Origin of the sequence: Rathayibacter tanaceti (assembly GCF_001634385.1) — a bacterium.
GTDB classification, from domain to species: Bacteria; Actinomycetota; Actinomycetes; order Actinomycetales; family Microbacteriaceae; genus Rathayibacter; species Rathayibacter tanaceti.
The window spans coordinates 1-10,640 of the sequence record NZ_LIIN01000100.1 but is presented as its reverse complement, the minus strand read 5'-3'; the positions used below and the strand labels follow the sequence as shown (position 1 = coordinate 10,640).

Genomic DNA, 10,640 nt, shown 5'->3' with positions numbered 1-10,640 from the left:
GCCGGGGAGATCCCCGCCCCGTTCGCCTCCCGTCACCGCCGGACGGGTGTGCCGGCCGCGGCCCAGTCCGTGCTCTGCCTCGTCGCGGTGCTCGCGGTCGTGACTCCTCACGCCGACCGCGCTGCTCGCCCTTCGCCGTCGCCGCTCTGCTGCTCGCCACGATCGTCCGCCGCCTCGCGCACGGAGCGGCGGGTGCACGCTGGCCGGGGATCGCCTCGGCGTCCGTGTCGCTGCTCCTGCTGCTGGCCCTCCCGGCGGCGACCGCTGCCGCAGCGGCCGTGCTCCTGGCGGGCTTGCTGATCGTGCGCGGGTTCCGCCGCTGACCCCCGATCAGCCCGCTGCCGACTCCCGCGCGCGTGCAGGCAGGAGCAGGGCGAGCGGATCGGCACGGACCCGGTCGAGCCCCGCTCTGATCGCTCCCAGCGCGACCGCTCGATCTCCGAGGGTGGAGGGCACGATCCGCGGGGCGGGAGCGTGCACGTGCGCGGCCACCCGGGTCGACACCTCGTCGAGCAGGGGAGCCGCGGAGCTAGCGAGCGCGCCGCCGACGACGATCAGCGAGACGTCGAGCAGGGTGGCCAGCGTCGCGGTGATCCGCGTGAGCCGCTCCGCGAGGCGCTCCACGACCGCTCCGGCGAGGGCGTCGCCGGCGAGAGCGGCCTCGAGCACCTGCTCGGCTCCGGGATTCTGCGCCGGGTCGAGCAGGGAGGCGCGCCGACCCGGCCGGGAGAGCGCCTCGCCGGCCCAGGTGCGGGCCAGCGCGGCGAGGCCCTCGGTCGAGCCCACACCCTCGACCAGCTCAAGGTAGCGCATCTCGCCGGTGAGTCCGCGGGCGCCGCGGAGCAGGGAGCCGCCGAGGACGACTCCCGCCCCCAACCGCTCACCCGAGAGGAGAGCGACATAGTCGTCGGAGCGGACGGCCGCACCCCGCCAGCCTCGGCGAGGGCCGCGAGGTTGGCGTCGTTGTCGATGACCGGTGCCCAGCCGCGCCGGGCGAAGTGCTCGGTGAGCCCCGGGTTCATCGCGCTCCAGAAGCCCTTCGCGTCGTCAGGGGAGTCGCCCCGGGCGTCGACCGGTGCCGGGACCCCGAGGGTGATCGCGAGCACGGCGGAGTCGCCGACGCCGGCGTCGCGGAGGGCCGCATTGAGGACACGCTCGACGTCGGCGCGGCGCCGCTCCCGTGGGAGGTCCTCGATCCGCTCGTGATCGACGCTCTCGACGCGCCGGACCACGGTCTCGCCGAGCAGATCGGTGACGAGTACATCGACGCTGTGCTGCCCGGCGTCCACGCCGACCAGCACGCCGGCCCTCCTGCGCAGCGCGTAACGCCGGGCCGGGCGGCCCTTCACGTAGTCTCCTGCCTCGCGCTGGTTCGCGAGCTCCTCGAGCCAGCCGAGGCCGACCAGATCGTCGCAGACCCCGATGACCGTCGAGCGGGTGAGCCCGGTAGCGGCGATCAGACCGGAGGCGGTGACCGGCTCACCGCTCCAGGCGCTCGCGAGCACGTCGAGCGCGGTGCGCCGGCGCTGCGAGGAGAACGTGCTCTCGGGCATCCGCTCCCTCTTCCCTCGCGGCCCCGGGCCGGATCGGCTGCGACAGGACATCGAGCACTGGATTCTGCCAGTCCCGTGCGGTCGTCGGCGCACATCGACGGCCGCGGGCCACGGCACAGGCGCCCCTGCGCCTCGGATCGACGGATCCGCTGCGCAGGGGCGCCTGGTGCGCACCGGAAGCGGTGCGGCGGGGTCAGTGTGTCGAGGGGTCCTGCTCGACCTCGGAACGGTCGCCCGACCACAGCGTGTGGAAGGTGCCCTCCTTGTCGACGCGCTGGTAGGTGTGCGCGCCGAAGAAGTCGCGCTGGCCCTGCACGAGGGCGGCCGGGAGGCGCTTCGACGCGAGCGAGTCGTAGTACGAGAGCGCGGCACCGAAGCCCGGGATCGGGACGCCCGAGAGCGCGGCGGTCGAGACGATGCGGCGCCAGGCCGCCTCGCCGTTCGCGACGGCCTCGGCGAAGTAGGGGTCTTCGAGGAGGGTCGAGATCTCGGCGTTCTCGTCGTAGGCGTCGACGATGCGGTTGAGGAACTGCGCGCGGATGATGCAGCCGGCCCGCCAGATCTTGGCGACGGCTCCCTTGTCGATCTCCCACCCGTACTTCTCGGCCCCCGCGATGATCGCGTCGAAGCCCTGCGAGTAGGCGACGACCTTCGAGGCGTAGAGCGCAGCGCGCACGTCGTCCTCGAATCCGTCGTACTTCTCGACGGGCGTGGGCCGCGAGGCGACGCGCGCCTGCACGGCGGAGCGCTGCTCCGGCTTCGACGAGACGGCGCGGGCGAAGACGGCCTCGGCGATGCCGCCGACGGGCACGCCCAGGTCGAGCGCGTTCTGCACGGTCCAGACTCCGGTGCCCTTCGAGCCGGCCTGGTCGAGCACGATGTCGAGGAAGGGCTTGCCCGTTTCGGCGTCGACCTGGCGCAGCACCTCGGCCGTGATCTCGATCAGGTACGACTCGAGGTCGCCCTTGTTCCAGGCGTCGAAGACTCGGCGATGGCGGCGGGCTCATGGCCGCCGACAGTGCGGAGCAGGTCGTACGCCTCGGCGATGAGCTGCATGTCGGCGTACTCGATGCCGTTGTGGATCATCTTGACGAAGTGGCCGGCGCCGTCCGTGCCGATGTGGGTGACGCAGGGCTCGCCCTCGGCGACCGCGGCGATCGAGGAGAGGATCGGGCCGAGGGTCTTGTACGACTCGACCGAGCCTCCGGGCATGATCGACGGGCCCTTGAGCGCGCCCTCCTCGCCCCCCGAGATGCCCGTGCCGACGAAGTGGATGCCGGTCTCGCGGACGGCCTTCTCGCGGCGGATGGTGTCGGTGAAGAGCGCGTTTCCTCCGTCGACGATAATGTCGCCGGGCTCGAAGACCTTCGTCAGCTGCTCGATCACGGCGTCGGTGCCGCGACCGGCCTGGACCATGATGATCGCCGTGCGGGGTGTGGCGAGCGAGGCGGCGAAGTCCTCGATCGTCTCGGAGGCGACGAAGGCCGCCTCGGGGTGCTCGGTGATGAGGGTCTCGGTGCGGCCGTAGGAGCGGTTGTAGACCGCCACGGTGTTGCCCTCGCGGCTGGCGAGGTTGCGGGCGAGGTTCGACCCCATCACCGCCAGACCGACGACTCCGATGTTGGCTGTGGCGGTGGGCTTGTCAGACACGGTTCTCCTCGACATACGCTTTCAGGGGCGCCTCCAGGCTAGCCCCGGGCCGCCGGTGGGAGCCCGGGTCCGAGCCGTCTCCCGGCTGCACATCGGTCGTTGCGCGCACGCACGCTCTTGCGCGTCCGCGGGATTCCGCGGACGGCGTTCGAGGAGTCGGACCGCTCACGCTCCGTGCCCCGCGGGCACGCGCTCGGACGGGATCGGCGGCGGCGGGGGAGTGCCGTCGCCGAAGGGGCGGCCGCCGAGCTCCTGGCGGCCGGAGGGGACCAGCCAGCCGGACAGATCGGGGCCCTTCGGCACGACTCCGGTCGGGTTGATGTCGCGCTGCACCTCGTAGTAGTGCGACTTGATGTGCACGAAGTCGATGGTGTCGCCGAACCCCGGAGTGGAAACAGGTCACGCGCGTAGCCCCAGAGCGCGGGCATCGCCGAGAGCAGGTTCCGGTTGGTCTTGAAGTGGCTGTAGTAGACCGCGTCGAAGCGGGCGAGCGTGGTGAACAGGCGCACATCCGCCTCGGTGATCGTGTCGCCGACGAGGTAGCGGCGGGTGCTCAGCCGCTCCTCCAGCCAGTCGAGCCGCGCCCAGAGGCGGCCGTAGGCCCGATCGTAGGAGCGCTGCGAGCCGGCGAAGCCGCACTTGTACACCCCGTTGTTGACGTCGTGGAAGACCAGTTCGGCGACCTCGTCGATCTCGTCGCGGTGCTCCTCGGGGTAGAGGTCCGGGGCGCCCTCGCGATGGAACGCGGTCCACTCGGTCGAGAAGTCGAGCGTCATCACGGGGTAGTCGTTGGTGACGACCTGCCCGCTCGGGATGTCCACGACGGCCGGCACGGTGATCCCGCGCGGGTAGTCGGGGAAGCGGGCGAAGAACGCGTCCTGGAGGCGCGGGATGCCCAGAACGGGATCGACCCCGCCCGGATCGAGGTCGAAGGTCCAGCTGCGCTTGTCGTGGGTCGGTCCGCAGATGCCCATCGAGAGGGCGTCCTCGAGTCCGAGCAGCCGCCGCACGATCACGGCGCGGTTCGCCCAGGGGCACGCGCGGGAGACGACGAGGCGGTAGCGCCCCGCCTCCGCCGGGTAGCCGTCCCGGCCGTCGGCGGTGATCCGCGTCGGGATGTAGGTGGTGTCGCGGTGGAAGCCGTTCTTCTCGACGTAGGAGCCGAAGTCGTCGCTCGTCATACCGGCACGGTAGTCAGCGAGCCTGGACTTCCGGCTCCGAGCGGGGCAGCACGGACGAGTGCTGGCGGGTGGCCGGGATGCCGGGTAGGATCGGCAGCTGAACTTCGGCGAGGGATGCACGTGCATCCGTGATCGACGCGGTGGAAGCAGGCGAGGCCCCCACGGGGCGCCACGGACTTCTCCTCACGCTGACATGCGTTCGAGTCGACAAACCGTCCGTGGCCGCGAGGCCACGACCCGATCCGGTGGCGCCGTGCGCCGCCCAAGGAGAACATCATGGCTGAACTGACCAACAAGGTCGTCGTCGAGGTCCGCACCTCGTTCGGCAAGGGCGCCGCCCGCAAGATCCGGGCGCAGGACAAGATCCCCGCGGTCCTCTACGGCCACGGCACCGAGCCCCAGCACCTCACCCTCCCCGGCCACCAGGTGCTCCTGCTCACCCGCAAGGCCAACGCGATCCTCGAGCTCGACATCGAGGGCGCGTCGCAGACCACCCTGGTGAAGGACATCCAGCGCGACCCGGTGCGCCAGATCATCGAGCACATCGACCTCGTCGTCATCAAGAAGGGCGAGAAGGTCGAGGTCGACATCCCCGTGCACGTCGAGGGCGACGCCGCTCCCGGCACCCTCGTCTCGATCGAGTCGAACACCCTCTCGCTCGAGGTCGACGCCACGCGCATCCCGCAGAACATCGTCGTCTCCGTCGAGGGCCTCGAGGCGGGCACGCAGATCACCGCCGCCGACGTCACGCTGCCCGAGGGCGCGACGCTGGTCACCGACGCCGAGATCCTCATCGTCAACGTCACCGCCGAGGTCGAGCAGGACCTGGGCGACGGCGAAGAGACGCCCGCGTCGGGCGACGTCGTCGCCGAGTCCGCGGAGTAGTCCGCACCACCCGCACCGTCCGGACGGGCCCGCCGCGATCGCGAGCGGGCCCGTTCCGCATCCGGGGAGCCGCCTCCCGCCGCCACGAGGACTCCCGCCGCCACGAGAACTCCCGCCGCCATGAGAAGAGGAACCGCATGAGCGACACCTGGCTGGTCGTCGGCCTCGGCAACCCGGGCGCGCAGTACGCGCGCAACCGGCACAACGTCGGCCAGATGGTGCTCGACGAGCTCGCGACGCGGATCGGCGGCTCGTTCCGGCGGCACACCCGCGCGAACGCCCTGGTCGCCGAGGGCTTCCTCCGCCCGGGCGGCCCGAAGCTGGTGCTGGGCAAGCCGAACAGCTTCATGAACCTCTCGGGCGGCCCGACCTCGCAGCTGCTCGACTTCTTCTCGGTCGACCCGTCTCGCCTGATCGTCGTGCACGACGAGCTCGACATCCCGTTCGACACTCTGCGCCTCAAGCAGGGCGGCGGCCATGGCGGCCACAACGGCATCCGCGACATCCTGGCGGCGACCGACGGGGCCGAGTTCCTGCGCGTGCGCGTGGGCATCGGCCGCCCGCCCGGCCGCCAACAGGCCGCCGACTTCGTGCTCAAGGACTTCGCGGGCCCCGAGCGCGAGGCGCTGCCGATCCTCGTGTCGGACGCCGCCGACGCCGTCGAGCTGATCGCCGACTCCGGACTCTCGGCAGCCCAGCTGAAGTTCCACACCAGCGCCTGACCCGCCACCGCCGACCCCGCCACTGAGGGAACCCCGGACCGGGGTTCCCTCGCTGCGGCCCGCGCGGGGGGCGGCCGTAAACTACACAGGTGCCCCTCAACGAGATCATCTCGGCGCTGTCGCGCGCCTCCACGTTCGACGACGCACTGGCGTACGCGACCCGCAACGCCGACTTCTCGGTCGCCGACGGCCTCCGGGTGCCATTGCTGGCCGGCCTCCTCGAGCGGCGGGCGGAGGCGGGTCGCCCGCAGGCGGCGCTCGTCGTGACCGCGACGGGCCGCGACTCCGAGAACGTGCGCGCCTCCCTCGGCTGCGTCCTCCCCGAGGCCGATGTGGTCGAGTTCCCCGCGTGGGAGACGCTGCCGCACGAGCGCCTGAGCCCGAGCGCCGAGATCGTCGGCCGGCGGCTCGACGCGCTGCGGCGGATGAAGCACTGGTCGGGGGAGCGTCCGCTCGTGGTCGTCGCCTCGGTGCGCGCCGCCCTGCAGCCCGTCGCGGACAACCTGGCCGACATCGAGCCGATCCGCCTGGTGAAGGGCGGGCGCGGCTACGATCTCGGCCGCATCGCCGCCGAGCTGGTCGATCTGGCGTACGCGCGGGTCGACATGGTCACCCGGCGGGGCGAGTTCGCGGTGCGCGGCGGCATCCTCGACGTGTTCCCGGCCGTCGCCGAGCATCCGAGCCGGGTGGACTTCTTCGGGGACGAGGTCGACTCCCTCCGTGGCTTCTCCGTCGCCGATCAGCGCTCGCTGCCGGGCGAGGCTGAGTCCGTCGTCCTGCCCCCGAGCCGCGAACTGCTGCTCGTGCCGGCCGTCCGCCAGCGTGCGCGCGAGATGCTGCACGAGTTCCCCAGCCTGTCGGTCATGCTCGCGAAGATCGCCGAGGGGATCCCGGTCGAGGGGATGGAGTCCCTCGCGCCCGCGCTCCTGGAGCGGCTCGTCCCGATCTCGCACTACCTCCCCGAGGGCGCGGCCGTCGCCGTGCTCGCCCCCGAGCGGGTCGCGACCCGCGCGATCAGCCTCGCCGAGACGAACCGCGAGTTCCTCCAGGCCGCGTGGAGCGCGGCGACGGCCGGGGCGGAGGCGCCGATCGATCTCGCGTCGGGCGAGTTCATCTCGCTCGGCGCGCTGCGCGACTCCGTGACGGTCAGCGCCCCCGGCACCGAGGCTCCCGATCACCCGTGGTGGACGATGAGCACGTTCCGCCAGGGTCCCGCCGCGGGCGAGGCCGAGGTGCTGCCGGAGGAGCTCGGCATCGACGAAATCCTCGCCGTTCGGGTCGAGGGCGAGCCGGTCCCCGGATTCGGCGCCAACGTCGAGGGCGCGCTCGCGCACGTCCACTCGCGGCTCGCCGACGGCTGGACGGTCGTGCTGACGGCCCCCGGCACGGGCACCGTGGAGCGCACCGACCAGGTGCTCGCCGAGCACGAGGTCGCCGCCCGCATCGTCGCCGACCTGCCGCCGGCTCTCGAGCCGGGTCTCGCCTACGTCGTGCAGGCCTCCGTCGATCACGGCTTCGAGGTCGAGGAGGCGAAGCTCGCGCTGCTCACCGACACCGAGTTCTACGGGCGCGCCGTCGGCTACGACTCCCGCGCCGTGAAGAAACTGGCGTCGCGTCGCAAGAACGTCGTCGATCCGCTGCAGCTGACGCCCGGCGACCACGTGGTGCACGCCACCCACGGCATCGGCCGCTTCGTCGAGCTCTCCCAGCGCGAGGTCTCGAGCGGCGGGCGCAACGCAGTGAAGACCAAGCGCGAGTACCTCGTGCTCGAGTACGCCCCGAGCAAGCGCGGGTTCCCGGGCGACAAGCTCCTCGTCCCGACCGACCAGCTCGACCTGCTCTCGCGCTACGTCGGCGGCGAGGCCCCGGCGCTGAGCAAGATGGGCGGGAGCGACTGGGCGCAGGCGAAGAGCAAGGCGCGCCGCGCGGTCCGCGACATCGCGGTCGAGCTGGTGAAGCTCTACTCCGCCCGGATGGCCTCCCGTGGGCACGCGTTCCCACCGGACACCCCGTGGCAGCGCGAGCTGGAGGAGGCCTTCCCCTTCGCGGAGACGCCCGACCAGCTCACCGTGATCGACGAGGTCAAGGCCGACATGGAGCGGCCCATCCCGATGGATCGCCTGCTCTCGGGCGATGTCGGCTTCGGCAAGACCGAGGTCGCCGTGCGCGCCGCGTTCAAGGCCATCCAGGACGGCAAGCAGGTCGCGATGCTCGTGCCGACGACGCTGCTCGTCCGCCAGCACCTCGAGACGTTCCAGGAGCGCTTCGCCGGGTTCCCCGTGCACCTGCGCGCGCTCAGCCGCTTCCAGACGCCCAAGGAGTCGAAGGAGACGATCGACGGCCTGGCCGACGGCACGGTCGACATGGTCATCGCGACCCACCGCCTCCTCTCCGACAACATCGCTTTCAAAGACCTCGGCCTCCTCGTCATCGACGAGGAGCAGCGCTTCGGCGTGGAGCACAAGGACAAGCTGAAGGCGCTGAAGAAGAACGTCGACATCCTCGCAATGAGCGCCACGCCGATCCCGCGCACGCTCGAGATGGCGGTGACCGGCATCCGCGAGATGTCGACGCTCGCCACGCCGCCGGAGGAGCGCCACCCGATCCTGACCTTCGTCGGCCCGTACTCCGAGAAGCAGATCTCGGCCGCGATCCGGCGCGAGCTGCTGCGGGAGGGTCAGGTGTTCTTCGTGCACAACCGCGTCTCCACGATCAACCGTGTCGCCTCGCAGCTCGCCGAGCTCGTGCCGGAGGCGCGCATCGCGGTTGCGCACGGCAAGCTGAGCGAGGCGCAGCTCGAGCGGATCATCGTCGACTTCTGGGAGCGCAAGTTCGATGTGCTGGTCTCGACGACCATCGTCGAGACCGGTCTCGACATCCCCAACGCCAACACGCTGATCGTCGACCGCGCCGACAAGTACGGGCTCTCGCAGCTGCACCAGCTGCGCGGACGCGTGGGGCGCGGGCGAGAGCGCGCCTACGCCTACCTCCTCTACGACGAGATGAAGCCGCTCAGCGAGACCGCGCACGATCGGCTGCAGACGCTCGCCGCCAACTCCGACCTCGGCGGCGGCATGCAGATCGCGCTGAAGGACCTCGAGATCCGCGGCGCGGGCAACCTCCTCGGCGGCGAGCAGTCCGGCCACATCCAGGGCGTGGGCTTCGACCTCTACCTGCGGATGATCGGCGAGGCCGTCGACACTTTCCGCGGCGAGGTGGCCGAGGGGCAGACCGAGCTCCGACTCGAGCTGCCCGTCGACGCGCGCATCCCGGAGGAGTACGTCGACAGCGAGCGGTTGCGCCTGGAGGCGTACCAGAAGCTGTCGGCCGCGTCGTCGCCGACCGCGAAGGAGGGGAGCATCGACCTGGTGGTCGAGGAGCTGACCGATCGCTACGGCGAGCTTCCCGAGGCGGTCGAGAACCTCATCCTGGTGTCGCGGCTGCGGATGCGCGCGCAGAAGGCGGGCCTCAGCGACGTGGTTGCGATGGGCTCGAACGTGCGGGTCGCCCCCGCGCACCTGCCCGACTCGATCCAGGCGCGCCTGCGCCGGATGTACCCGGGTGCGAAGTACCTCCAGCAGGCCGATGCGGTCGTGGTGCCGATGCCGGTGCTCGACGGCGTGCCGCTCGGTGATCGGGCGCTCATCGAGTGGGTGGCGTCGCTCCTCGATGCGATCTTCCCGGAGCCGGTCCCCGTCTGAGCGGCGATCTGCGCGGCCGCTCGCGGGCGGCTGGCAGGATGGAGGCATGCCGCCGCTCCTCGCCGCTCGCCGTGATCGTGACCGGGAGCCGCTCGCCGGCTCGATGGTCTCCGTGCGCGGCGTCGCCGTGCGCTCGGCCGAGGCCTATCTGCTCGCTCCGCTGTCGCTGACGGTGGCGGCGGGCGAGCGGGTAGCGGTGACCGGGCGCAACGGCACGGGGAAGACGACCCTCCTGCGCGTGCTCGCGGGCCTCGTGCGGCCGACCGAGGGCTCCGTCCAGGTGGCCGGCGGCGTCCCCGATGAGCGCTCCGCCCGGCACCGCCGTGCAGTCGCGTTGATCGGGACGCCTCCCTTCGAGCGTGATCTCACCCTCGAGGAGCACCTGGCGATGGTCGCGGTCTCGTGGGGGTCGACGGTCGCCGCGGCGCAGCGGAGCGCCTCCGCCGGACTCGACGGGCTCGGGCTCGCCCCGCTCGCCCGCCGGTTCCCGCACGAGCTCTCCTCCGGCCAGACCCAGCTGTTCTCGCTCGCCCTCGTGCTCGCGCGGCCGTGCTCTGTGCTGCTGCTCGACGAGCCGGAGCAGCGGCTCGACGTCGAGCGCGTGCCGCTCGTGGCCGAGGTGCTGCGGCGGGTCGCGGGCGAGCGCGCGCTCGTGGTCGCGACGCACAGCTCGCTGCTGATCGAGGGACTCGGCGCCCGAGTCGTCGAGCTGGGGCGCCGGTGAACCGCGTCTGCGCTGTTCGGGCGCTGCACCGTGGTCGGGCCGGAGCTCGCGCCCGGCCGCGCGCCTACGCGGCGTACCTGGTGGCGATGACGGTGATCGTGGTCGTCCTCCCGTCGCCGGGCCGCTGGCGATCGCCTCCGCCGAGCCTGGGAGCGTCGAGGCGTGCTCCGATCCCGGCCCCCCGCCGGTCCGCGGCCGGTCGCCGGCCGTCGCCCTGCCCGGCC

The 10,640-nt window shown here is 72.0% G+C and carries 6 protein-coding genes and 2 pseudogenes; 5 read left to right on the top strand and 3 right to left on the bottom strand.

From position 1 onward, the window contains the following. On the top strand, positions 1 to 323 hold a 323-nt coding region (locus tag ACH61_RS18470), incomplete at its 5' end, for a hypothetical protein (RefSeq protein WP_236713655.1). A gap of 7 nt (positions 324 to 330) precedes the next feature. Here ACH61_RS18470 and ACH61_RS16390 read toward each other — a convergent pair. The 3 genes and pseudogenes from ACH61_RS16390 to ACH61_RS11585 all read right to left on the bottom strand — a co-directional run bounded on the left by ACH61_RS16390 (position 331) and on the right by ACH61_RS11585 (position 4,384). Continuing rightward, on the bottom strand, positions 331 to 984 hold the full coding sequence (locus ACH61_RS16390) for an ROK family protein (protein WP_269085076.1): 654 nt from the start codon (positions 982 to 984) through the stop codon (positions 331 to 333). Between the two features lie 762 nt (positions 985 to 1,746). After that, a pseudogene (gndA, locus tag ACH61_RS11590) lies at positions 1,747 to 3,218 on the bottom strand (NADP-dependent phosphogluconate dehydrogenase). A 150-nt stretch (positions 3,219 to 3,368) separates the two neighbouring features. Next, positions 3,369 to 4,384, bottom strand: a pseudogene (locus ACH61_RS11585) (glutathione S-transferase family protein). 276 nt (positions 4,385 to 4,660) lie between these two features. Here ACH61_RS11585 and ACH61_RS11580 point away from each other — a divergent pair. The 4 genes from ACH61_RS11580 to ACH61_RS11565 all read left to right on the top strand — a co-directional run bounded on the left by ACH61_RS11580 (position 4,661) and on the right by ACH61_RS11565 (position 10,416). Continuing rightward, a complete protein-coding gene (locus ACH61_RS11580) occupies positions 4,661 to 5,269 on the top strand; it encodes a 50S ribosomal protein L25/general stress protein Ctc (protein ID WP_082845222.1) in 609 nt (202 codons plus the stop codon). Positions 5,270 to 5,406: 137 nt separating this feature from the next. Continuing rightward, entirely contained in the window at positions 5,407 to 5,991 is a 585-nt protein-coding gene (pth, locus tag ACH61_RS11575) for an aminoacyl-tRNA hydrolase (protein ID WP_068212223.1), read from the top strand. An 89-nt stretch (positions 5,992 to 6,080) separates the two neighbouring features. After that, the gene (gene mfd, locus ACH61_RS11570) at positions 6,081 to 9,692 is read left to right on the top strand and encodes a transcription-repair coupling factor (RefSeq protein WP_068212222.1); all 3,612 of its coding nucleotides are present in this window, start codon (positions 6,081 to 6,083) and stop codon (positions 9,690 to 9,692) included. A 46-nt stretch (positions 9,693 to 9,738) separates the two neighbouring features. Then, positions 9,739 to 10,416: an ABC transporter ATP-binding protein gene (locus ACH61_RS11565; RefSeq protein WP_236713654.1), complete on the top strand. Its 678-nt coding sequence runs from the start codon at positions 9,739 to 9,741 to the stop codon at positions 10,414 to 10,416. Positions 10,417 to 10,640 lie beyond the last annotated feature (224 nt).

What these genes read in the sequence shown, in the direction of transcription:
- ACH61_RS11565 (WP_236713654.1), top strand. Translation starts at nt 9,739, where the DNA reads ATGCCGCCGCTCCTCGCCGCTCGCCGTGATCGTGACCGGGAGCCGCTC.
- ACH61_RS11580 (WP_082845222.1), top strand. Translation starts at nt 4,661, where the DNA reads ATGGCTGAACTGACCAACAAGGTCGTCGTCGAGGTCCGCACCTCGTTC.
- pth (WP_068212223.1), top strand. Translation starts at nt 5,407, where the DNA reads ATGAGCGACACCTGGCTGGTCGTCGGCCTCGGCAACCCGGGCGCGCAG.